This window comes from Calidithermus timidus DSM 17022 (assembly GCF_000373205.1).
Classification (GTDB): Bacteria; Deinococcota; Deinococci; order Deinococcales; family Thermaceae; genus Calidithermus; species Calidithermus timidus.
In genome coordinates this window covers 14,248-35,909 of sequence record NZ_KB890687.1, presented here as the reverse complement: position 1 = coordinate 35,909, position 21,662 = coordinate 14,248, and the positions used below count along the sequence as shown (strand labels likewise).

20 protein-coding genes are annotated in these 21,662 nt (G+C 65.3%); 8 read left to right on the top strand and 12 right to left on the bottom strand.

Going from position 1 to position 21,662, the window contains the following annotated elements; genetic code table 11:
* Window positions 1-33: 33 nt before the first annotated feature.
* Window positions 34-1,377 (bottom strand): Vgb family protein, encoded by a 1,344-nt coding sequence (locus B047_RS0100165; RefSeq protein WP_245533660.1) that lies wholly within the window; start codon window positions 1,375-1,377, stop codon window positions 34-36.
* A gap of 385 nt (window positions 1,378-1,762) precedes the next feature.
* A complete protein-coding gene (locus tag B047_RS17085; RefSeq protein ID WP_476695743.1) occupies window positions 1,763-4,816 on the bottom strand; it encodes an ATP-binding protein in 3,054 nt (1,017 codons plus the stop codon).
* A gap of 542 nt (window positions 4,817-5,358) precedes the next feature.
* Between B047_RS17085 and B047_RS0100150 the strand changes: the two genes are divergently transcribed.
* A complete protein-coding gene (locus tag B047_RS0100150) occupies window positions 5,359-6,576 on the top strand; it encodes a molybdopterin molybdotransferase MoeA (RefSeq protein WP_018464933.1) in 1,218 nt (405 codons plus the stop codon).
* Here the strand turns inward: B047_RS0100150 and acuI are convergent.
* The 6 genes from acuI to B047_RS0100120 form a co-directional block, all read right to left on the bottom strand.
* On the bottom strand, window positions 6,566-7,567 hold the full coding sequence (gene acuI / locus B047_RS0100145; RefSeq protein WP_018464932.1) for an acrylyl-CoA reductase (NADPH): 1,002 nt from the start codon (window positions 7,565-7,567) through the stop codon (window positions 6,566-6,568). The genes B047_RS0100150 and acuI overlap by 11 nt on opposite strands.
* A gap of 40 nt (window positions 7,568-7,607) precedes the next feature.
* The gene (locus B047_RS15880; RefSeq protein WP_169336580.1) at window positions 7,608-8,282 is read right to left on the bottom strand and encodes a GGDEF domain-containing protein; all 675 of its coding nucleotides are present in this window, start codon (window positions 8,280-8,282) and stop codon (window positions 7,608-7,610) included.
* A gap of 270 nt (window positions 8,283-8,552) precedes the next feature.
* Window positions 8,553-9,245 carry an endonuclease V gene (locus B047_RS0100135; RefSeq protein ID WP_018464930.1) on the bottom strand — a complete coding sequence of 231 codons (693 nt, stop codon included), beginning with the start codon at window positions 9,243-9,245 and terminating at the stop codon, window positions 8,553-8,555.
* 9 nt (window positions 9,246-9,254) lie between these two features.
* Complete coding sequence (locus tag B047_RS0100130; RefSeq protein ID WP_018464929.1) at window positions 9,255-10,139, bottom strand: SIS domain-containing protein; 885 nt, start codon at window positions 10,137-10,139, stop codon at window positions 9,255-9,257.
* A gap of 60 nt (window positions 10,140-10,199) precedes the next feature.
* A complete protein-coding gene (locus tag B047_RS0100125; protein ID WP_018464928.1) occupies window positions 10,200-10,445 on the bottom strand; it encodes a hypothetical protein in 246 nt (81 codons plus the stop codon).
* A gap of 15 nt (window positions 10,446-10,460) precedes the next feature.
* Window positions 10,461-10,769, bottom strand: coding sequence for a hypothetical protein (locus B047_RS0100120; protein ID WP_157205764.1), 309 nt, complete (start codon window positions 10,767-10,769; stop codon window positions 10,461-10,463).
* Window positions 10,770-11,056: 287 nt separating this feature from the next.
* Here B047_RS0100120 and B047_RS0100115 point away from each other — a divergent pair, with 287 nt between their 5' ends.
* The 4 genes from B047_RS0100115 to B047_RS0100100 all read left to right on the top strand — a co-directional run bounded on the left by B047_RS0100115 (window position 11,057) and on the right by B047_RS0100100 (window position 13,662).
* Entirely contained in the window at window positions 11,057-11,476 is a 420-nt protein-coding gene (locus B047_RS0100115; RefSeq protein WP_018464926.1) for a hypothetical protein, read from the top strand.
* 78 nt (window positions 11,477-11,554) lie between these two features.
* Window positions 11,555-12,685, top strand: coding sequence for a recombination directionality factor (locus B047_RS17765; protein WP_018464925.1), 1,131 nt, complete (start codon window positions 11,555-11,557; stop codon window positions 12,683-12,685).
* A 42-nt stretch (window positions 12,686-12,727) separates the two neighbouring features.
* Window positions 12,728-13,405: a single-stranded DNA-binding protein gene (ssb, locus tag B047_RS0100105; RefSeq protein WP_018464924.1), complete on the top strand. Its 678-nt coding sequence runs from the start codon at window positions 12,728-12,730 to the stop codon at window positions 13,403-13,405.
* 53 nt (window positions 13,406-13,458) lie between these two features.
* Window positions 13,459-13,662 (top strand): YgaP family membrane protein, encoded by a 204-nt coding sequence (locus B047_RS0100100; protein ID WP_018464923.1) that lies wholly within the window; start codon window positions 13,459-13,461, stop codon window positions 13,660-13,662.
* Window positions 13,663-13,756: 94 nt separating this feature from the next.
* Here the strand turns inward: B047_RS0100100 and B047_RS0100095 are convergent, their stop codons facing one another.
* The 4 genes from B047_RS0100095 to pgm all read right to left on the bottom strand — a co-directional run bounded on the left by B047_RS0100095 (window position 13,757) and on the right by pgm (window position 18,662).
* A complete protein-coding gene (locus B047_RS0100095) occupies window positions 13,757-14,698 on the bottom strand; it encodes an electron transfer flavoprotein subunit alpha/FixB family protein (RefSeq protein ID WP_018464922.1) in 942 nt (313 codons plus the stop codon).
* A 110-nt stretch (window positions 14,699-14,808) separates the two neighbouring features.
* The gene (locus B047_RS0100090; protein WP_026234434.1) at window positions 14,809-15,555 is read right to left on the bottom strand and encodes an electron transfer flavoprotein subunit beta/FixA family protein; all 747 of its coding nucleotides are present in this window, start codon (window positions 15,553-15,555) and stop codon (window positions 14,809-14,811) included.
* Between the two features lie 55 nt (window positions 15,556-15,610).
* Window positions 15,611-16,756, bottom strand: coding sequence for an acyl-CoA dehydrogenase family protein (locus B047_RS0100085; RefSeq protein WP_018464920.1), 1,146 nt, complete (start codon window positions 16,754-16,756; stop codon window positions 15,611-15,613).
* 262 nt (window positions 16,757-17,018) lie between these two features.
* Entirely contained in the window at window positions 17,019-18,662 is a 1,644-nt protein-coding gene (pgm, locus tag B047_RS0100080) for a phosphoglucomutase (alpha-D-glucose-1,6-bisphosphate-dependent) (protein WP_018464919.1), read from the bottom strand.
* A gap of 382 nt (window positions 18,663-19,044) precedes the next feature.
* Here pgm and B047_RS0100075 point away from each other — a divergent pair, with 382 nt between their 5' ends.
* From B047_RS0100075 to B047_RS15870, 3 genes are all read left to right on the top strand, one after another.
* Window positions 19,045-19,440, top strand: coding sequence for a type II secretion system protein (locus tag B047_RS0100075; RefSeq protein WP_018464918.1), 396 nt, complete (start codon window positions 19,045-19,047; stop codon window positions 19,438-19,440).
* A 495-nt stretch (window positions 19,441-19,935) separates the two neighbouring features.
* A complete protein-coding gene (locus tag B047_RS0100070) occupies window positions 19,936-20,262 on the top strand; it encodes a prepilin-type N-terminal cleavage/methylation domain-containing protein (RefSeq protein ID WP_052605976.1) in 327 nt (108 codons plus the stop codon).
* 25 nt (window positions 20,263-20,287) lie between these two features.
* Entirely contained in the window at window positions 20,288-20,761 is a 474-nt protein-coding gene (locus tag B047_RS15870) for a PulJ/GspJ family protein (protein ID WP_157205763.1), read from the top strand.
* The last annotated feature ends 901 nt before the right edge of the window (window positions 20,762-21,662 follow it).

The following is a 21,662-nucleotide window of genomic DNA, read 5'->3' as shown; positions in this document are numbered from 1 at the left end:
TAGAGGCGAGGGGCGGGATATTGGCATAAAGATCTATGGCAACCTGTGGAAGAGCGGCAACCCCGCCGGGGCCGGGTAGAAGACGATAGCGTTGGCGTAGCCCAGGTTGCCACCCTCGATGACCCGCTCGGGAACCGTAGGGCTTCCCGGAGAGCTACCCATGGCGAGCTGGCTTGGGGAGAGGCGGGCAAACTTGCCGGCGGAGTAGCTAATCCACAGCCCACCCCCCTCGTCGAAGGCCATGCCCTCGAGCAGCGCCGATACCGGAACACTCACCTGAATGGCCGGGGTGAGGGTCTTGCTGCCGTTGCCGCTCTGGTCGCTGCTGCTCAGCCTGTATAGGACATTGCCGCCAAAATCCACGACCCACAAGTTCCCCGAGGCGTCGAAGGCCAGCAGAGTGGCGTCCAGGGTGCCAATCACCGGGCCCGGAGTTTTGGACTCGATGGTGAGGTCGGGGCCGCTGGTGCTGGCGCCCAGGCGGCTGGCATTGAACTTGACCACCCGTTTCGCGCCCGCGTTGGCAATCCACAGGTTGCCCGAGCCATCAAAGGCCAGCCCCTCAGGCCCATCAAGTCCCGTGATCTCAACCCCTGGCGTGACCGAACCCGAGGCCTCGAGCTGGGCGGCGCCGACGCGTACCACCTTGTCGGCGCAGGGAACGCTGACCCAAAGATTGCCACCGCCATCGAAGGCCAGCCGGGCAGGGCCAGGCGAGCAGCTAATGCCATTGATGTTGATGCTGCGGTCGCGGGTTTTGCTGCCCGAAGTGCCCAGCCCACCGGCCGGGTAGCGGGCCAGGTTGGGGTCCACGGTGGTGCCTCCGATCACCCACAGGTTGCCGTCGGCGTCAAAGGTCAGGTCGCGCGATGACACCGTGCCCGCCCCCACGGTCTCGGCCACCGTGCCCGAGGCAAGCAGGCTAACCCCAGCGTAGCCATGGGTAGGAGGGTCGCCGGCGCTCTTGGGGGGACGGTTGTTGGTCCAAAGCTTGCTGCTGCTGGGGATTTGGCTGTAGGTCACCGTCACTTGGGCGGTCTCGTTGTTGCGCACGCAGACCTGGGACCGGTCGCTGGTCCCGGCGTAGGCGGTGCGCACCACGGTGGAGGCGTCCACCGGGCTGGTGGTCTTCTTCACCGCTATGGTGTAGCTGCCACCCCCCAGCGAGAGGCTTTGGCTGGCGGTGAGCACCTGGCTGAAACCCGGCCCGCTCACCCCGACCCGGGCGCTTACCCCAGGGGGCAAGCCGCCGATACTCACCTGCAGGGTGCCCTGGCCCACTGGGTCACAGCTTCCAGCGCCCGGCCCGTTGCCCCCGGAACACGCGCTGAAGAGCACCAGGGACGCTAGCCCCACCCCGTAAAGAAACCCCTTCACCCTAATCACCTCCTGAAACACCGCCCCGAACCGGATATAGACCAGCGGGGCTGGAGCGTTGGCCCACCCTGCGGGCGCTCCTCGTCTCCAGATGCAGGCTAGAGGCTAGGGCGTGGCAAAAGCGTTGCAAGGGGGCTGGTCTCTACCGCAACCCCTTGGAGCGGCCCCTCTTTGGATGGCGGACCTTCTCGGCCTCGAGGGACTCTTCCACGTAGCGGCCGAGGGTATTCCAATCGCTAAAACGGACGACCTCGGGGCCCTTGAGCTCAATCAAGAGCTGGCCCTGTTCATCTCGCCTCACCCGCAAAAGGTATAGGCCGTGTTCCACACCGGGAGCATAGGGCGTAAGCGTGGCAAAAACGTTGCAAGGGGAGGACCCGGCGCTTTAGGCCAAGAGCTGGTCCTGCAGGCGGTGGAAGGCCTCGAGGCTTTCCCTGTACTCGCTGGGGGCAGCGGCCAGTTGGGCCTCCCGCAAGGCACAAAGCTCCTGCGCTACCCCCTCTTCTTCTGCCTTTAGCGCCCGACTCACTGCCAAAAGGGCCAGGAGTAAAAGGTCCGGAAGAAAGCCGCTGTAGCCCTTCAAACCCCCATAGGCTTGGCGGGCCCATCCGTGGGCCTCCGCCACTTGGCCCTGCTTAAGAAGGGCCAGGGCCAACCAAGCAGCCTCGCTGCTCCCCGGTGTCCGCTGGGCCTCCAGAACCCGGCGTAAAAGGCCCTCTGCTTCGCCCACCCGACCCTGCAGGAAAAGGCAAACGGCCAAATCGGTGGTGGCCTCCCGGGCAGTCTGGGCCAGAGCCGCCCCTTCGGCCAAAGCCCAACCCTCACGAAACAGACCCTCCGCCTCGGCCAACCTTCCCTGCCACAAGGCGGCCTGCCCCAGCACCAACAAGGCTTCAACGCTCCCGCGAGGCTCCTCCATCTTGCGGAAGGTGTTCAGGGCCGCCCTACCTACCATCTCCGCTTCCGCGAAGGCCCCTAGGCGCAGGAGAAGCCCGGCCCAGTTGATCCTTACCCCCGCTTGAAAGTGGAGGCGGCCTAGCTCGGCGAAAGACGCTTCCGCTCTCTGGTAGGCTTTCAGGGCCTCGGAAAGCCGCCCCAGGCGAGCCAAGGCCATACCAAGGAAGTTCTGAAAAACCCCCAGGGCCTCCCGGTAGCCCAGGGCTTCTGCCTTAGCCAAGGCTTCCTCAGCGGTAGCCACCACCCGTTGCAGGTCTCCTTGGCCCAAAGCCCGGGCGCAAACGAACTGCTGCAAGCGCACCTCGGCAAGGCCAGGGCTTCCCAAGTGGGCCAGGTGCCCAAGCCACTGGGCCAGGCCCTTCTCGTCTTCCCCCAAAACGGCAAGCTTGGCTAGGAGGTAAGCAGCCTCAGCGCGCAGGGCCCAGTCCCTCGTTCCCTCCCACACCGCTAAGGCTTCCTCCAAGGCCCCAGGCCGGCCCAGGTTGGCCAGGGCGTCGGCCCGGTAGAGGCGGGTACGGGGGTGGTCGCGAAGGGCCAGGAGCTCCTCCGCCAAAGCCAGCACCTCCACCCACCGCCCCTGCATGGCCAGGAAGCGCACCTGGCGAAAGCCCACCTCAGCCTGCTGGGCGGGGGGTAAATGAGGCTGCAACGCCTGAAGGCGCTCCAGCAAAGAGGCCTGCTCCGGAATGCGGGAGAGCACCATGAGCGTTTGCTCCAAGCCTAAAAGAAGCTCCCCCTCTTCCTCCCTTGTTCCCGGGGCTTGTGGGAAGCTATCGAGCGCCCGGCGCCACAAGGTCTCGGCCTGCGCGAAGGCCTGGCGCACCAAGGCTTCCTGGGCCCTTTTTGCCGCCAAGCGCCAGGCCTCGCTGTGGCGGCCCGCGGCCTCCAGGTGAAAAAGGGCATCGCCCCCGTGGGCCAGGGCCTGGTCGGCCAGCAGCCCGTGCAAGGCCTGGGCCCGCGCTGCGGAAAGGCCCTTGAGCACCGCCTGGCGGAAGAGGTCGTGCCGGAAGCGGTAGCCCTGGTGGGTAGCTTCCAGCAGGCCAGCGGCCTCTAGCCTTGCCAGCAGGGCCGCCAGACCCAAAAGTTCACCCCCCAACACCGCCCTTAGCCCTTCTAGGCTCATTGGCCGGCCACTTACCGCGAGGACCTCGGCCACCGCCGTGGCCTCGAGGCCCTGCAACCGCCGCCACACCTCGGCCTGAATGCTCTCGGGTAGGGGAAGTTCCCGGTAATCCCCGGTGTCCTCATCGTAAGGGGTGTGCCAAGCCCCTTCGTCGGCCCATAAGAGCCCCTCCTGAAAAAGGTGCTCTAGAGTTCTCAGGAGGAAAAGGGGGTTGCCCCCTGTGGCCTCGTGGAGGCGCCGAGCGAAAAGTACGCCCCCTGTGACCATGCCGGAGAGGTTCCGCACCAGTGTCAGAACCCCTGGCCCGCTTAGGTTTTCTAGCGCAATGGTCTGAGCCAGCCCTTCCTGCTCCAGGCTGGCTACAACCCCAAACAAGAGCGCATCCGGAAGGAAGGCCTCGGGCCTGCTGGTGGCCAGAACCCGAAGCCCCGCCGCCGCTGCCCGGCGTACCAGGTAGGGCAAGAGCTCCAGGGTAGCCCGGTCGGCGTAGTGCAGATCTTCCCAGAGGAGCCAACCCCCTACGGGAAGGCCATGGAAAAGCGTGCGGCAAAGGCCTTCTCGGAAGGTGGCCAGCGCCGCTTGGGCCTCGGGGCCGCTGTGGCGGGGTGGGGGNACGGAGCTAAGCTCGGGGACCAAACGGGCGGCTTCCTGCAGCCAACGCGCTTCCAAGCCGATAAACTTTTCCCCCTCCTCCCACAGCCGCCGTAAGCTGGCGGCGAGGCCGCCGTAGGCGAAGCGACTGTCTTGGGATTCGTGAAAGAGGGCGCGAAAGCCCGCCTGGGTGCCGAGAAACTCTCTAGCAAGCCGGCTTTTGCCGGTGCCAGCCTCGCCTAAAAGGAGAACCATGGTGGCTCGGGACTGAGCCAAGGCTGCCCATGGCGCTTCTCGCTCCACCAAAGGAGGGCGGTCCAGGGTAAACCGCAGGGCCGGCTGGGGGAGGGGCTGACCCTTGGCGATGGCTTCGGCCAAGGACCGCAGCGCCTCGGGGGGTTCCAGGCCCATCTCCCGTTTGAGGAGGTCAGCATAGGAGCGGTAGTGCGCCAGGGCCCTTCCCGGTTGTTGGGTGCTGGCGTAGAGCCTCAAGGCGGCTTCTTGGGCCGGCTCTAGGAGGGGGTTGCGCCGCAGGAGCTCCTCCAGAAACCCGAGGGCTTGGGCATATCCCCCCACGGCCTCCAGCTCCAGCGCCCGCTTCAGGAGGGCCTCCTCGTAGTGCTCGGCCAGGCGGGCACGGGTCAGTTCCAACCACTCCTCAAAAAGCGGCGCATCGCTTAGGTAGAGGCCCCCTAGAANCTCCCCCCGCCACAGGCTCAAGGCTTCGGCGTAGTGCCTGGCAGTACAGAGGTTCAGAAAGTGAACCACGTCTACCTGGAGTTCAGGGAGAACTAGCCTCGAGCCCTCGGTAGCCAGGGAAAGGCCGGCTTGGCGTAAGCGGACCAGCTCCCGACGCAGGTTAGCCCTGCCACCTTCGCTCTCCCAAAGGAGGGCGGCCAGGCGCTCCCGGTCTTGGGCCCCCTCGAGGGCCAGGTAGGCCAAGAGACCCCAGAGCTTGCGGGTGGGCAAGGGGCGGCACTCCCCTCCAACCCACAGCTCTGGAGCCCCCAAAAGCACGAGACGGTTCGTCGCGCTGGACACCTACTACCCCGCCCACTATTGAGGCCCAGTATATCAGCGCCCCGGGGCAACTCCTGCGCATATGAACAGCCCCGGGATAGGTCACCGAGGTGGGGTTCAGTCGAGCCACTCCTGGAAAACGCCAGCACCAGCCGCGTGGTTGTCCCCGAAGCCGACCGGGGCCGCCCGACGAACCGGTTCCTGGACTTGGGAACCTTGAGCGCTTTCCTCTCCGCTGCCGTGGGGTGCCCGGCCCCACCCCGGTATACTCCGGGTTTAAACTGGTAAGGATGCGCCAGAACATCGATGTTGAAGAGGCCCTCGAGTCCATCCTCAACCAGGCCCAGCCCATTGCCGAGAGCGAGACGGTCCCACTGAACCAGGCTTACCAGCGGGTCTTGGCCCAGGATCTGCCCTCCCGGGTCTTTCACCCCGACGCCGACGACAGCGCGGTGGATGGCTACGCCGTGCGGGGGGAGGAGACCGTCACCGCCTCCGTAGCCACCCCGGTGAGGCTCGAGGTCATCGGGGAGGCCCCGGCAGGCCGGCCTTTCGCCGGCGAGGTGCAGCGGGGGCAGGCGGTGGCGATCTATACCGGCGCACCCATTCCCAAGGGGGCCAACGCGGTGGTACGTCTCGAGGACACCGTGCGCGATGGCTCAGGGGTCTGGCTGCTCAAGCCGGCCAACCCCACCGACATCCGCCGCCGGGGCGACGACCTGCGCCAGGGGGAGGTCTACCTACACCGGGGCACCTGGCTGAACGCGGCACGGGTGGCCCTGGCCGCCGCCATGGGCTACCCCAGCCTGCCGGTGGTGCGCCGTCCCAGGGTGGGTATCCTCTCCACGGGCGACGAGGTGGTAGAACCGGGCCAACCCCTGCCCTATGGCGGGGTCTACAACTCCAACAGCTACGCGCTGGTAGGCCAGGTGCAAGACGCTGGAGGCGAGGCGGTAGTGTTGGGCAAAGTCCCCGACAGCCTCGAGGCGCTGGGGCGCAGCCTGGCGGGGGTGGGCCCACTCGACGCGCTGCTGACTTCGGGCGGGGTTTCGCTGGGCAAGTACGACCTGGTGCGGCAGATGCTGGAGAAAGATGGCCGCATCCACTTCTGGAAGGTCAAGCTCCAGCCCGGCGGGCCGGTGCTCTTCGCCGAGTACCGGGGCCTGCCGGTACTGGGGCTGCCGGGCAATCCGGTCTCGAGCATGGTGGTGTTCCACCTGTTCGGGCGGGCCCTGCTCTTCAAGTTGCTGGGCCGCAACGACCCACCATACGCCGGGGTGCAGGCCACCGCCACCACCGCCTTTGACGCCAACCCCTCCAAACGGGCCTACCGCCGGGGTATCCTGCGCTGGACCCCAGAAGGCTTCAGCGTGGAGAGCACCGGCAGCCAGTCCAGCGGGGTGCTGCGCTCGATGGTCGAGGGTAACGCGCTGGTGATGCTCGAGCCCGGCGAGAGCGCCAAGGCGGGCGACCGCGTGACGGTGATCCCGCTGGGGTTCACGGTGTGACAGCGGATTGGGTCAGGTCCACCACCACGCGCCCGCGCACCCGCCCAGCCAGGATCTGCTGAGCCAGCTCGGGCACGGCGGCCAAGTTCACGGTTTGCACGCTGGCTTCCAGCAGCTTCGGGGGTAGGTCGTGGGCCAGCCGCTCCCACGCCCGCAGGCGGCGCTCGCGCGGGCACATCACCGAGTCCACGCCCAAGAGGCTCACCCCGCGCAGGATAAAGGGGAAGACCGTGGTCTCGAGCCTCGCCCCACCCGCGTTGCCGCAGGCCGCCACGCTGCCGCCGTAGGCGATGCGCGGCAGCACCCCTCCCAACACCGCCCCGCCCACCGTATCCACCGCTGCGGCGAAGCGCTCGGACTCCAGGGGCTTGGCGGGAGCGGTGAGCACGTTGCGCTCGAGGATTTCTGCCGCGCCGAGGGACTCGAGGTAGGGCCGCTCCTGAGGCCTCCCGGTGGAGGCCACCACCCGGTAACCCAGCCCGGCCAGCAGCGCCACGGCAATGCTGCCCACCCCACCGGCGGCCCCCGTGACCAGCACCTCGCGCCCATCTGGCCTTAGCCCCCGATCTTCCAGGGCCATCACGCACAGCATGGCGGTAAAGCCCGCCGTGCCGATGCCCATGGCCTGGTGCAGGCTCAGGCCCTGGGGCTTGGGCACCAACCACTCCGCCCTAACCCGCGCCATCTGACTCAGGCCGCCCCAGTGACGCTCGCCCACTCCCCAGCCGGTGAGCACTACTTCGTCGCCGGGCCGGTAGTCGGGCGAGGCCGACTCCACCACGACCCCGGCGAAGTCGATGCCGGGGACCATGGGAAAGCTGCGAACCACCTTAGCCGCACCCGTGATGGCCAGGCCGTCCTTGTAGTTGAGGCTGGAGTAGGCCACCCGCACCAGCACCTCGCCGGGGGGCAAGTCGTCTAGGGAAAGCTCGCGCAGCCGCGTGGTATAGGGGTCACCGGATTCAACCACCAGGGCCTTGAAGGTTGACATGGCTCAATGCTATCGCCTGAACACGGCGACGATGAAGCCTTCAGCCCCGCACCCGGTTCTTGCCCTGCCGCTTGGCCCGATAGAGCGCGTCGTCGGCGTGGTTGAGCAGCTCGTCAAGGCCCTGATGAGGGCTGCGTTGGGTGGCCAGCCCCAGGCTGATGGTCACGGGAATGAAAAAACCCCCCGCCTCGATGGGACGCTCGGCCACCGTTTGCCGCAGGCGCTCGGCCACCTCGAGCGCTTCGCGGTAGTCGGCATCGGGCAGCAACACCACGAATTCCTCGCCCCCGTAGCGGGCAAACACACCCTCGCGGCGCAGGCGCAGGGCGCAGCGGCGGCAAACCTCGGCCAGCACCGCATCCCCGATGAGGTGGCCATAGCGGTCGTTGACCGCCTTGAAGTCGTCGAGGTCGAAGATGAGGATGGAGGAGCCCTTCCCCCCGCGGGCCTGAGCCAGGCAATGCTCGGCGACTTGCATGAAGTAGCGGCGGTTGTAGGTCTGGGTCAGCTCGTCGGTGATGGACAGCCGGTGCAGTTCCTCGCGGGTGCGCTCGAGCTGCTGTATGAGCCTAAGCTGCTGCGAGCTGAACAGCGGAGCCACGATGCAGGGCACCAGAATGGCGATGCGCACACCCGTGGAATCCACGCTACCCCCGTTGAACATCAGGGTGACCAGCACCGACACCAGCACCGAAGCCAGGGTGAGTAGGGCCACCGTAGGCCACAGTCCGAATCGTTTGAGGAAGGCGCGAAGCATGGGATATCGCCCTGGCAGCTACGAAGCTAAGTACCCCACGGGGAGCTTCAGCGCTCAACACCTGCTAAATCCTCTGCCAGCGCGTTCACAAACGCTTCCCGTGGGGGCCCCAGATGAGGGAAAAACATCCGGGTGGGCACTTGATGCCACTTTAGCGCAATCGCTCGAGGCTTCGGGGTAATTTGGCCGAAGGGGGGCGAGGAGGGGCTCTGGTGGGGCCGTCGGGCGTTACCCAGCCAGCCCACGCCGGGCCTCCCCGGCGTGGATGTGCGCCTGGCGCAGGGGCTCGGGGAGGCGGGTCTTGCCCAGCAGCGAGCGAACGAACTCGAGGCTCTCCTCCATCCCCACCCGATGCCCTGGCGAGACGACGAGGGGCCGGACGCCGTCCCTCGAGCGCAGCAGCCAGCCCACCTGCCCCTCCGACCCCAGCAGCCGTACCGCGCTCCCGGCCTCCTGGGGCAGCTCGGCCTCGGGCCTGCCGTAGAGTAGGGTCTTCCCCACCCCGATGCTGGGCAGGTCGAGGTGCACCCCCAGGTGCGCGGCGATGCCGAAAGCCCTGGGGTGAGCAATGCCCATGCCATCGACCAGCAGCATTTCCGGCGCCCGGCTGAGCCGGCTGAGGGCGGTCAGGTAGCCGGGGGCCTCGCGAAAGGAGAGGAAGCCGGGCACATAGGGGAAGAGCTCCTCTTCGGGCACGCTGGCGCTGGCGGCCTCCACCACCCGCCCCTCCGCGCGGTCCCATAGCACCGCCGCCGCCACCGAAGGTCCCCGCACCCGCGAGAAGCGCGTGGGGTGCGAGGCGTCGAGGGCAGCCAGGTAGCGCACCCCACCGAGGTCGCCTCGCAGGATTACCCGCCCACGCAGGGCCCTTTGGATCTCGGCGGCCTCGCGCACGTCGGCGGGGTGGGGGAAGGGCAGCATGAGCAAGCTTCAGGTGACCTCACGCAGGCGCTCGAGCACTTCCCAGTCGCCCGGCTCCACCCCGTAGAGCAGCGCCACGTAGTAGCTGGCCCAGGCGATGCGGTACCAGTAGCACATGGCCTTGGCCAGCGTGCCCTCGGCCTCGGGCTCGGGCAACTCGATGAGGGTATCGACGCGGCTCTCGAGGATCTCCTGGCTCACCCGCTTGCGCTCGTCGTCGCCCAGCAACACCGCCGCCAGGGGGTCGCCCTGCTCGTGGCGGGCTTCCAGCCCGGTGAGGAAGAACTCCAGCCCCGAAGGCGGCGGGGTGATGGAGAGGCTCTTGCCGATGCGGGCGTAGATCTGCTGCATGGCCTGGGCCAGCCCCGCATAGCGCTCGGGAACTACCCACAGCGGGGTGCGCTCGAGCAGCGAGTAAGCCAGGAACTTGGCCGGGTTCTTCTCCAACCCCACCTCCGGGCGCAGGCGCTCGCGCTCGAGCAAAAGCCCCCGGTCAACGCGGCCGAGCTCGGCTTCCTGTCCCGTCGCCAGCAGCAGGAAGCGCAGGTAGTGGTAGGTAGACAAGGGGTGGGCCAGCACCTGCACCTCGACCTCCTCGCGGTAGCCCAGCCGCACGATCTCGGTCTCGGCTCCGGCGTAGAGGCCAGCGCTCAGGGCCTGGCCCAGGTCGTAGCCCCCCTCGAGCACGAACTGGGTTCCCCGCTCGGTGAACTCCACACCGATCCAGTCTCTCGCCAGCCGCGCCGCCCACCAGGCCTCGCCGTAGCCCACCACCCCGTAGGGAGGGGCATAGCTGGCCTGAGGAACGGGACCGCTGCCCACCAGGTCGCGCAGTTCGAAGGCCAGGCCCATGCGGTCGGCTAGGTAAGTCTCCTGTGCATCCAGGTCGCGCATCAATTCAGTGTACAAAGCGCCGCGTGAGCCTGGGCCAGACCTAGTGGTGAACGCCATGCTTCAGGCGGCACTATGCGGGCGTAGTTCCCGCAGCTCCCGGCGCAGCAGCTCGAGCAGCTGGGGTGCGGGGGTATAGCGGAAGCGGGTGGAAAGGCGCGGGTCGTATTCCTGCACGAAGACCTGCACCGGCTCGAGGCCCCGCAGGTAGGGGGCGTGCTTGCGAATGGCCGTGTCCATGCGCTCACCGCTCATGACGCTCAGGGAGCGCCGGGGATGGTTTTTGATTTCGATCACGAGGCGTTTCATAGGGGTCTAGTGGGCTCAAAACGGCAGATCTGCCGCCTCCCTGGGCCAGATGCTCTCGCGCACCCGGCGCTCGAGTTCGCGCTCGAGGGCCCGGTGCATCTGCCAGCCCAGCTCGCGCTCCTGGAGCCTGGAGGGGGCCTCGAGCAGCCAGATTTCCAGCGCCCGGTAGATCACCCGCAGCTCGAGCATGCTGGCCCCGGCGGCAAAGAATGCCATCGCGGGCACCTCCTCGGTGGCTTCGGAGGCTGGCGGCTCGAGTGCCACCCGGTCCTTTGAACCTTCCCCGGTAGCGCAGTGCCGAGTTCCCCATTCACTCTCATTCACGGCAGCCTCCTTCATTCACCACCACCTAAATGACCCATGATATTTAGTTTACAGCATAACAAATAAACTTCAATACGCCTTAAACATCATCTTGGGTCGGGATCCATTATGGTATAGACATACCAGTCGTTATGTTATAAACTAAATAACGAGGTTCAACCACAGACTATTACGTAGAACCTCGACGGAGGGCAACCCCAGGATCTACCGACCGCTACGCAATGAACGACCACTCGAGTCCCTCACAGCACAGGCACTCAAGCACACAGGACAGGAACGGAAAGACCATGACCAAACTCGAGATCCTCCTACACCCCAAGCTGGAAAAGATCCTCGGCTACCCCGGCCTCGCCCCCCGCGTGGTGTTCTACTTCGATCCCGGCAGCGAAGCGCTGATGTACGACGACGGGCACACTTCGGGCTCGGGCAACTCCTGGGCTTACCTGATCTGGGCCTCCCACCCCTCGGTAAAGCCCCACCTGCTGCGGCTGGAGGGTAGCTTGCTCCTGCTGGACCGTCGTGAGCGCAAGCTCTATGCTGCCACCCGCGACGAAGCCCTCGCCGCCTTGAGGGAGGGCAGCGCTGCCCGGCACGGGCTCGAGCGCCTCCCCGCCGGCGACGGCGGCAGGAGCTGGAACGAGGCCCAGCAGATGCTGGCCGACTTCGTGAGCTGGCTGGGCAGCAACGTCACCCGCAAGGCGGCGTAGCCGTGCCGGTGGCTTCGCGCTACCGGATGCAATCCCACAAGACCGCAACGCATCGCACCGGCGAAAGAGGACCCAAACATGATCCAAGGACTCAACACCCGCACCCGTTACGTCCGTATCGGGAAGTTCAAGATTGGCATGAAGGAAACCGTCGAGCGGGGAAGCCGCAAGATCGAGAAACCCGTCGCGCTCGAGCACTTCCGCATCGAAGGCAGCGCCCAACCCGTGCAGGCGATCTACGGCGAGAAGCCCGCCCAGGTGCTGGTCTACCTCCCCGACAACCTCTCCGAGGCCACCTGGGACCCCTACTACAAGCGCTACGCCCGCTCGGGCCTGATGTGCCGCGGCGACGGCATCGTGGGGCAGGAGGTGCAGGAGGGCGGCGACCTCAAGCAGCGCGACTGCGCCCTGCGGGGCTGCCCCTTCGCCCAGCCCCGCAAGACAGGCGATAAGCTCGAGGCCCCCCAGTGCCGCCCCATCGGCATCCTCAGCTTCAAGGTCGTGGGGGTGCCCAGCGCCGGGGTCTACCAGATCGACCTCAAGGGCATGAGCGCGGTGAGCCGGGCCGAGGGCTACCTGCGCCAGCTCCAACAGGCCGCGGGTGGCGACCTCACCGGCGTGCCCTTCCTGCTCACGGTGAGCGTCTCCAAGGGCAAGGACGGCTTCCCCACCAGCCGCATCGAGCTGCGCGACGCCCCCGAGACCCTCCAGGCCCTCAAGGACCCCTGGAAGCGCCACGCCGCCGGGGCCGCCACCCAGCAGGTGCGGGGCTTCGTGATCACCGACGGGGAGGGCAGGGTCATCGCCTCGCCCGAGCTTCCCGTGGAGGAAAACATCGAGGTGCGTGCCCGCTACGCCTTGCTGCTGAACGAGGCCATCGAGAAGCGCTACATCCTGGGCGACTCGGTGGAGAAGTACTACCAGGTACTGCGCACCCTCGAGCGCATGAGCGAGGCCGAGGCCAGCGAGGCCTACGGGCGGCTCAAGGACTACGTGGATGAGCTCGAGGCCACCCAGAACGACCCCGTGGCCCTACACGGCGAGGTCGATCAGCGCTACGCGGGCTTCGCCTTCAAGCACCTCAAGCCCGCCGACTACCAGGCGCTGGGCATCGAGCAACCCGATGAGCCCGGAAGCCTCACCCGCCTCGAGGCCCGCAGGGCGGTGGCCTACCTCTACGAGCAGCGCAAGAAGCGGGAAGCCGCGTGAGTGGACGATCCGCACAACCCACCCAGAGCCAGGAGGGATGACATGGGAGCCAACTTGGTACTCGCAAGCGGCGTGCTCAGCCGGCGCGAGCTGCGTTACACCCCTAAGGGCACGCCTTTTCTGGAGATCGCCCTGGTGGGCAAGAGGCCCATCAAGGAAAACTTCGTCTTCACCCGCATAGACCTCACCTTCTACGGCAAGCAGGCAGAGGCCTGGGCCCAGATCCTGGTGGAAGGTGCCGCCTACCAGGCCAGCGGGCGGCTGGAGTACGAGCGCTGGGAGGTGGACGGGCGCAAGGGCTCGAGGCTGCGGGTGGTGGGCGAGGAGTTGCACCGCCTGGAGGGCGCCGATGTGCGTGAGGAGGAGAAGGGGCCCATCCTCTACGGGGCCGACAACCGCGTCTTCCTCATCGGCGGCCTCACCGCCGACCCCGAGCTACGCCAGACCTCGATGAAGACCCCCATTGCCAAGGCCCAGCTCGGCTTCTCGAGCTGGGACGGCCAGGTCAGCAAGAGCCACTACGTCGAACTCGAGGCCTGGGGCGAGCTGGCCGAGCCCTTCAAAAGCCTGAAGAAGGGCAGCCAGGTGATGGTCGAGGGGGCGCTCAAGACCGAGGTGTGGGAAGAGCGCGAGAGCAAGGCCAAGCGCTACAAGCGGCTGGTGGAGGTGAGCAAGGTCACCGCGCTCGAGCGCCTGAGTACCGATGCCAAGGTAGCCTGAGCCTCACATTCGTACCCCGCCTCCTGTGCTAGCCTTAGGAACAGGAGGTAGCCATGGTTCCCAATGTGGGCATCACCGACCGACGCGTGCGGTACCTGCTGGCGTTGGTGTTCTTTCTCATCGCTTTCTTCGGCGCAACCGGAGTCTGGCAGTGGGTGTTCGGCTTACTCGGGGTGATCATGGTGGTGACCGCCAGCCTCAGCTTTTGCCCCATCTGGGCCGCGCTGAAGATCAACACCCGCCGTAAAAGCGCCTGAGCACTCCGCCTACCTCCCGCGCGAGGCCAACCCCAAAACCCCCGACACGAAAAGGGCAGGCCCAAGGCCTGCCCTCGGCCTTGGAGCCCCGAACTCAATCCCTCAGCTTCTTCGTCGCCTCGATGAGCGCCGGGAGCACCTGGTGCACGTCGCCCACGATGCCGTAGTCGGCGATCTTGAAGATGGGGGCCTCGGCGTCCTTGTTCACCGCGACGATGTACTTGCTCTTGTTCATGCCCGCCTGGTGCTGCACCGCACCGGAGACGGCCAGGGCGATGTAGACGCCCGGCTGCACGGTCTTGCCGGTCTGGCCCACCTGCTCGCCGTAGGGGCGCCAGCCCGCATCCACCACAGCACGGGTCGCGCCCACCGCGCCGCCCAGGAGGTCGGCGAGTTCCTCCACGCCCGCGAAGGCCTCGGGGGAGCCCAGGCCGCGCCCACCCGTCACCACTACGGTAGCCTCGGTGAGCGAGACGCCCTTCTTCTGCTCCGTCACCCGCTCGAGCACCTCCACCTGCGCGGGGGGCAACTCGACGCTGAGGTCCTCTACGCTGCCCTCACCCTGGGGCTCGGCCAGAGGGGTGGTGTTGGGCTTGGCGGTGATCACCACCGGCAGGCTGGCGGCTTGCTTCTCGGTGACGCGGTTGAGGAAGCTGTAGCGGCTGGCGATGACCCTCGAGCCGTCGGTGGAGGTCTCGAGGGTGTCCTCCAACAGCCCCGCGCCCAGCCTGTAGGCCAGCCTGGGGGTCCAGGAACGGCTCTGGCGGCCCCCGCTGGCGATGACCACCTTAGCCCCGGCCTTTTGAGCCGCGGCATAGGCAGCAGCAGCCCATTTCTCTGCGGTATAAGCACCCACCTCGGCCACGTAGACCGTATCCACGTACCGTCTGGCCTCCTCGGCCACCGAGGTCAGGTTTTCACCGATCACCACACCGCTCACGCCACCCAGGGCGCTCAACTGGCGGGCCCGGGTGACGGCCTCGAGAGCGCCCTTGCGCAGGCGGGCTCCGTCGTGTTCAAGAACTACCAGGATCATTCACAACCTCCGAGAAGGACCTTCGAGCGTTGACGTATGGCTAAGTGCCCTTCGCTTGATTTTCCCCAGCGTTTGTCCGCACGCCGATGGGGCGCAAAGATTCGGGGTACTTAGATCACCTTGGCTTCCTCGTGCAGCAGCCGGATCAGTTCGCTGGCAGCGGCCTGTGGGTCTTTGGTGCCATCGAGGAGCTTGCCCAAGCGGGCACGCTCCTGGATGCTCTGCTCGAGCACTTCCACCTTGGACGCGGCAGCGGTGGGGGCTTTGCGGATCTCCTTCTTCTTGGCCTTCATGATGCCCGGCAGGGTGGGGTAGCGTGGCTCGTTGAGGCCTTGCTGGGTGGTGAAGACCGCGGGGAGGCTCAGGCGCACGACCTCGGCGCCCTCGTCGAGGTCGTGCCTGGCTTTGGCCCAGCCGTCCTCGATCTCGAGGGCGGTGGTCCAGGTGACCACCGGCCAGCCCAGCGCCTCGGCGATGGCCGGACCCAAAGCCTGGGAGTCCCAGTCGGCCTGCTGGCCGCCGGTGAGCACCACGTCGGGGGCTTCGGCCCGCAGGACCTCGGCCAGGGCTTCGGCTTGGGTGATGGGGTCGAGGTAGCCCTCCTGCACCAGGTGGATGGCCCGGTCGGCCCCCATCGCCAGCGCGGTGCGCACCGCTTCCTCGAAGCGCTCGGGCCCCAGGGCCACGATCACGCTCTCGCCGCCGTGCTTCTCCTGCAGCCGGATGACCTCCTCCACGGCGTACTCATCCATCTGGTCGAGGATGAGCGTGGCGCTGGAGAGGTCTACCCGGCCCGCATCGATCTTGAGCCTGGATTCACTGTCGGGGACTTGGCGGATGACTGCAACGAATTTCACGTGTGCCTCCACTTCGTTTCGGCGCGGATAGCCGATAGTCAATAGCTTAAGGTGGCTATCCGCTCAGGATGTGCCTCGCGATGATGAGCCGCTGGATTTCGTTGGTGCCCTCGTAGATCTGGTTGAGCTTCGCGTCGCGCAACAGCTTCTCGACGGGGTATTCGTGCATGTAGCCGTAACCCCCGTGGATCTGGATGGCCTGGTTGGCCGCCTCGAAAGCCATCTCCGAGGCGTAGGCCTTGGCGATTGCCGCGGCGTGGGCTTGGGGCAGGCCCTGGTCGGTGAGCCAGGCGGCGTAGTAGGTGTAGGCCCTGGCGGTCTCGATGCCCATGAGCATCTCGGCCAGCTTGAACTGGATGGCCTGGAACTCGGCGATCGGCCTGCCGAAGGCTTCGCGCTCCTTGGCGTATTTGGTCGCCTCCTCCAGCGCCCGCCGGGCGAGCCCTACTGAACCCGCAGCCACCGGGATGCGGGTCTTGTCCAGGGTGTTCATGGCGATCTTGAAGCCATCGCCCTCCTTGCCCAGCAGGTTGGCGGCGGGAACCCGGCAGTCCTCAAACACCAGCTCGTAGGTCCCGGAAGCCCGTTGCCCCATCTTGCCGTGCAGCTTGTTGGCCTTGAAGCCGGGGGTGCCCTTTTCCACCACCAAGGCGATGACGCCCTTGTGCCGGGCCTCGGGGTTGACGGTGGCGAACACCACCACGAGCTCGGCCTCCCCCCCGTTGGAGATCCAGGTTTTCGTCCCATTCAAGACGTAGTCATCGCCCTCCCGCACCGCCCGCGTGCGCAGGGCAGCCGCATCCGAGCCGTTGCCGGGCTCGGAGAGGGCGAAAGCGGCCAGCGCGGGTTTCTCGGTGAGCTTTTTGAAGAAGCGCTGCTTTTGCTCGTGGGAGCCGGCCAGCAGGATGGGGGTTATGCCCAGGTCGGAGGCCATGGGGATGGTGTAGATGCCCATGCAGCCCCAGGCCAGCTCCTCGCCGATGATGACCTCCTCGAGCATCCCCAGCCCCAATCCACCGTATTCCTCGGGAATGATGGCGTTGAGCAGGCCCACCCCGTGCAGCTTCTCGACGATGGGCCAGGGCACCTCCTCGCGGGCGTCGTACTCGGCGGCCACGGGGGCGATCTGCTCGCGGGCAAAGCGCCGAGCCAGCTTCTGCAACTCTTTTTGCTCGTCGGTCAGGCTGAAATCGATGGGCATGGCTGAAGGCCGAAGGCCGAGAACTCCAGGCCAAAAGCGGGGCGCTTGGTTTCAGGCATTCGGCTGTGCTTCACCTCCTCCACGAGTTTTGTCTCACGGCAACAGGGCTACTCCCACTTACTTTGACCGAGTATAAGTTTTTTGTACCCGCTGCGCAAGCACGGTTGCATATCGTATCATGCCGCAGGTGCAGGAAAAGCGTTATACACCCTACGCCGGGTTCTTCCCCACGGGGTGCGGACCTTTCGCCTGACCAACCAGGCTACGCGCCCGCAGCCTGGAAGGCAGCGCTCACGACTTCCCTAGCCTCCCGCATAACCCGCTCGAGGTGCTCTGTCCCCCGGAAGCTCTCGGCGTAGATCTTGTACACGTCTTCGGTGCCCGAGGGGCGGGCGGCGAACCAGGCGTTCTGGGTGACCACCTTGAGGCCGCCGATGGGCTCGCCGTTGCCAGGGGCGCGGGTGAGCTTGGCCAAGATGGGCTCTGCGGCCAGCTCGGTAGCGCTGACCATCTCGGGCGAGAGGTTGGCCAGCGCCTTCTTCTGGGCCGGGGTGGCGGGAGCGTCCATGCGGCTGTAGGCCGAAGCGCCGAAGCGCGCCTCGAGCCCGCGGTAGTGCTCGCTGGGCGACTTGCCGGTCTTGGCCAGAATTTCCGCCGCCAGAAGCCCCAGGATGATCCCGTCTTTGTCGGTGCTCCAGGCCGAGCCGTCCATGCGCACGAAGCTTGCCCCAGCACTCTCCTCTCCGCCAAAGCCGAGGGTCCCGCTGAGTAGCCCGTCCACGAAGTACTTGAAGCCCACCGGCACCTCGACGAGGGGACGACCCAGCGCCTGGGCCACCCGGTCGATCATGCTGCTGGATACCAGGGTCTTGCCGATGCCCATGCTGGCAGGCCACCGCGGGCGGTTCTGATAGAGGTAGTCAATGGCGACGGCGAGGTAGTGGTTGGGGTTCATCAGACCGTCGCGGGTCACGATGCCGTGGCGGTCGGCGTCGGGGTCGTTGCCCACCGCCACGTCGAAGCGCTCCTTGAGGGAGATCAGCGAGGCCATGGCGTAGGGGCTCGAGCAGTCCATGCGGATCTTGCCGTCCTTGTCCACGCTCATGAAGGCGAAGGCAGGGTCGATGCGCTCGTTGACCACGGTGAGGTCGAGGCCGTAGCGCTCGGCAATGCGCTGCCAGGTCGCCAGCGAAGACCCCCCCAGCGGGTCCACCCCGATGCGCACACCCGCCGCCTTGATGGCCCCGATGTCGATGATCTGGTCCAGCTCGCTGACGTAAGGGGTGACGAAGTCGAACTCCTCGGCGGCTTGCAGGGCGCGCTCGAGCGGGACGCGCTTGACCCCCTTCAATCCCTCGGCCAAGAGGGCATTGGCCCGCTCCTGGATGGCCCTGGTCACGCCGGTATCGGCAGGACCGCCTGAGGGGGGGTTGTACTTGAAGCCCCCGTCCTGCGGTGGGTTGTGGCTGGGGGTGATCACGATGCCGTCGGCCAGGCCCTCGCTGCGGCCTTTGTTGTGGGAGAGGATGGCGTGCGAGACCAGGGGGGTGGGGGTATAGCCACGCCCCCGCTCAACCCGCACCCTCACCCCGTTGGCGGCGAGGACCTCGAGGGCGCTGATCCAGGCCGCCTCGCTGAGGGCGTGGCTGTCCATGCCCATGTACAGCGGCCCGCTGATGCCTTGCTGGGCACGGTACTCGGCTACAGCCTGGGCGATGGCCAGGATGTGGGCCTCGTTGAAGGTCCCGGCGAGGGCGCTGCCCCGATGCCCGCTGGTGCCGAAGGCCACCCGCTGCAAAGGGTCGGCGGGGTCGGGCCGGAGGGCGTAATAGCTGGCCACCAGGCGCGGAATATTGATCAGAATGCCGTGCGGTGCGGGTTTGCCGGCCAGAGGGTGTACAGACATGTCGCCTCCTGTCCTTCGGATTCTAATACCAAGAGCAGAAGTCAAGCTCCCGGCCAGTGCCCGGCCTTAGGGGACTTCAGTCGGCTTCATCGCCTTCTGCTAGCGCTGAGCATCCCTTCGGTGTTGCCTTTGTCACACGGGCCATCCCCGGCTCCAAAGGCAATCTACACTGGGAGTAATTTGGCAAGAGGCTCAAGGGTTCTGCCGAGGCTCGAGAAGTGGTATGCCCCTCGTATACAAACCACACATGCAAACTTCTTGACTCAGCCGAAGACATAAAGCTATAGGGCTAGTTCGCGGTCATATCTCACAGGTCCTCTTTGGGAAAGTTGTCTATCATCTTGGCTGTAGTGCTTAACCCATCAGCGAAGAGGAGGAAAAGATGAACAAGAAAGGCTTTACCTTGGTTGAGCTGGCCATAGTGATCGTGATTATTGGCATCCTGGCAGCCATCGCTGTGCCGAGGTTCGTAGACATGAGCACCGAAGCCCGCCGGGCCCAGCGCGAGTCCACAGGCTCTAGTATCCGCTCGGCCTACGCTATCTACCTGGTTAAAAACAGCGGCACCGCTCCCACCTGGAACCAGCTCATCAGCTACATGGATGCACCCACGCAGCTCAAGCTGGGAACAGGTGGGGCGTACTATATGGACTACAACAACAACAACGCTGTAGATGTGGGCGAACGCATCGGCTTTGTCTACTCCAACGACACCTGCACGACCGCCGCAGCCAACGCCACAACCGTCATACGCTGCGTAAGGATCAACCTCAACTGATGTCCCTTCCCCAGCACGCTCAGCAGGCTGAAGAGAGGCCTGGCTCGAGCGGCACATGAGCGGTGATTATGTGGAGCAAGGGCAGCGTCCTTCTGTATGTCCTGGTAGCCTTGCTGGTTTTAGCCACCCTGGCCCTACCTACTGCCCTGCTCCACTCATCAAATACCGAACGGCATCGCTACGAGCTTGCTCAGCTCCAAGCTCGTTATCTTGCAGAAAGCGCCGTTTTTCGTGCGACCAAGGAAAACGGTCTTTTTCCTAACACCTGGCACTTGGTAGAGGTAGGAGGCCAACCTCTAGGCCGATACCGTTACTCAGCCCCCCAGTTGGTTCTTGGCGGCATCCGTTACGTGGGCGAGGGGGAAACAGCGGAGAGCCCCTTGAACTACGGGCTTCGTGTGCGCTGGAAGCTAGCAGCCACGTTCTTCTTAGGTCACGTAGTAGCCTGGGAAGAAGCGCCTTAGACCCCAGCGCCTGAACACCGAAAGGATCCCTGTGCGAAAAGGCTTTACCCTTCTTGAGGTTGTTCTAGCCCTCCTATTTCTCTCCTTGTTGGCCTTGTTCGTGCTGAGACCCTTCACCGAAGTGCTTCTGACCCAGCAGGAAACAGCCCCCCTGGAAGCAGCCCTTATCAAAGCTCAGGACATCTTAGAAGGCTACCGCGCTACCCCCCCAATCCCTGTAGGTTGCAGCTCCCTCGAGGCCCTTGAAGGCGGCCTCTCTTACCAGGTGTGCACGCTTAGCGAGGGAAGCTTGGTAAGGTATGAAGTGCGAGTTTACCGAGGAAGCGAGCTGATCACCGCCTGGGTAACCCACCAATGACAACCTCCCCCCTTAAGGAGGAAGAATGCTGCAAGAAATCCCATCCACTCGCTGGCAAAAAGGTGTAACCCTTGTAGAGATGGCCATGGGATTGGCCTTTTTGGGTATCTTGGCCTTGACCCTCTCTGCTCTTTTCAGCCAGATGGTGGAAGGAAGCCTCAAAGCCCAGGAAGATGCCCAGCTTTGGGCTGACTTGCAGGAGGTGCGGTCCAGGTTGATGAAAGATGTTCATCCCAGCATTGCCTTATCCTGTCCGAATCCACAACAAGCAAGTCTTACCCTTTCCTCGGGGCCAGTCATTTACCGGCTTCAGGGGGGAAAGCTCTGGCGAGATGGCTTGGAAATCACCCATCTTTCCGGATACGGAGGCAGTTTTACCTGCAATGGGCGCACCCTTTTGTTGCACCTGAGCTGGCAGGGAAAGGACTTGACCACCTTGCGTGTGGTTCGGAGGATTGGACTGCATGGCGAGGGCTTGCGGCAAGATTCACCAACCTAAAGCGAGAGGATACTGGCTGGAAATAACGAGTCATGCTAAGAGCAACAGTATGGCGCCCCAAAGCCCAGCTAAGCAAAATTCTTCAGCCTCACCGTCTGGCATTCAGACTCCCTAAAACCCCCTATGTTGCTTCTAACCACCCGCCATCGCTTGTTTTACCTGTACAAGGGTAGGTTGGAAGCCTACTCTGCTGAGGGTCTCCTAGACAGCGAAGGCAGGCCCAGCTACCAACGTCTCCAGCAAGCCTTGGAGAAGGTGGGTCGAAACGGTTATCTCGGCCTGGGCTCTGAATTTGCCTTGCTTCGGTTGCAGTCCTTTCCAAACCCGCAGGGCTTCTCCCTGAAGGAGGCGGTTCTGGCTGAGGCGGAGCGAAGCCCCCTCTTCGCCGGGGAGGAGCTTGTCACCGATTACTTCTTGACGGGGCCAGAAGACGAGCATCGCATGCAGGTGCTCTACACCAGCATGCCCAAGAAGGGTGCAGCCCTTCTCGGGCGCTTGCGTCCCAGACGGGTAGAGCCACTCCCCTTGATACTTTGGCGCTACGCCCTAGCTAGGAGCAAAGGAGATAGTCTGTTGGTGGTAGAGAACCTGACCCACAGTATAGCCCTCTTTGCGGGGGGAAGCCTGCGGGGCTTTCGCTATCTCACCCTCCCCGCAGATGAGGGCACCCTCGAGCTAACCGAGGAAATCACCCGCTCCCTAGCCCTATTTGGACAGACGGCGCCCGTGGATGAAGCCTGGCTTTTGGGCCTTCCCGAACCCCCCCGCCTACCCCCCGAGCTTTCCGCAAAGCGGGTAGAACAAGCCGTGCCCTTGAACCTTGAGGCCTTCCTCACAACCCCAGGGCCCCTCCTAGATCTCCGCCTGCGGCGGCAGCCCCTGGGAAATGAGCTTCCCAAGG

Coding starts and splice junctions, on each gene's coding strand:
- B047_RS0100100 (WP_018464923.1), top strand. CDS start 13,459: ATGGTTCCCAATGTGGGCATCACCGACCGACGCGTGCGGTACCTGCTG.
- B047_RS0100085 (WP_018464920.1), bottom strand. CDS start 16,756: ATGCCCATCGATTTCAGCCTGACCGACGAGCAAAAAGAGTTGCAGAAG.
- B047_RS0100135 (WP_018464930.1), bottom strand. CDS start 9,245: ATGCTGCCCTTCCCCCACCCCGCCGACGTGCGCGAGGCCGCCGAGATC.
- acuI (WP_018464932.1), bottom strand. CDS start 7,567: ATGTCAACCTTCAAGGCCCTGGTGGTTGAATCCGGTGACCCCTATACC.
- B047_RS17765 (WP_018464925.1), top strand. CDS start 11,555: ATGATCCAAGGACTCAACACCCGCACCCGTTACGTCCGTATCGGGAAG.
- B047_RS0100130 (WP_018464929.1), bottom strand. CDS start 10,139: ATGCGCGACCTGGATGCACAGGAGACTTACCTAGCCGACCGCATGGGC.
- pgm (WP_018464919.1), bottom strand. CDS start 18,662: ATGTCTGTACACCCTCTGGCCGGCAAACCCGCACCGCACGGCATTCTG.
- B047_RS0100115 (WP_018464926.1), top strand. CDS start 11,057: ATGACCAAACTCGAGATCCTCCTACACCCCAAGCTGGAAAAGATCCTC.
- B047_RS0100075 (WP_018464918.1), top strand. CDS start 19,045: ATGAACAAGAAAGGCTTTACCTTGGTTGAGCTGGCCATAGTGATCGTG.
- ssb (WP_018464924.1), top strand. CDS start 12,728: ATGGGAGCCAACTTGGTACTCGCAAGCGGCGTGCTCAGCCGGCGCGAG.
- B047_RS0100125 (WP_018464928.1), bottom strand. CDS start 10,445: ATGAAACGCCTCGTGATCGAAATCAAAAACCATCCCCGGCGCTCCCTG.
- B047_RS0100150 (WP_018464933.1), top strand. CDS start 5,359: ATGCGCCAGAACATCGATGTTGAAGAGGCCCTCGAGTCCATCCTCAAC.
- B047_RS15870 (WP_157205763.1), top strand. CDS start 20,288: ATGCTGCAAGAAATCCCATCCACTCGCTGGCAAAAAGGTGTAACCCTT.
- B047_RS0100095 (WP_018464922.1), bottom strand. CDS start 14,698: ATGATCCTGGTAGTTCTTGAACACGACGGAGCCCGCCTGCGCAAGGGC.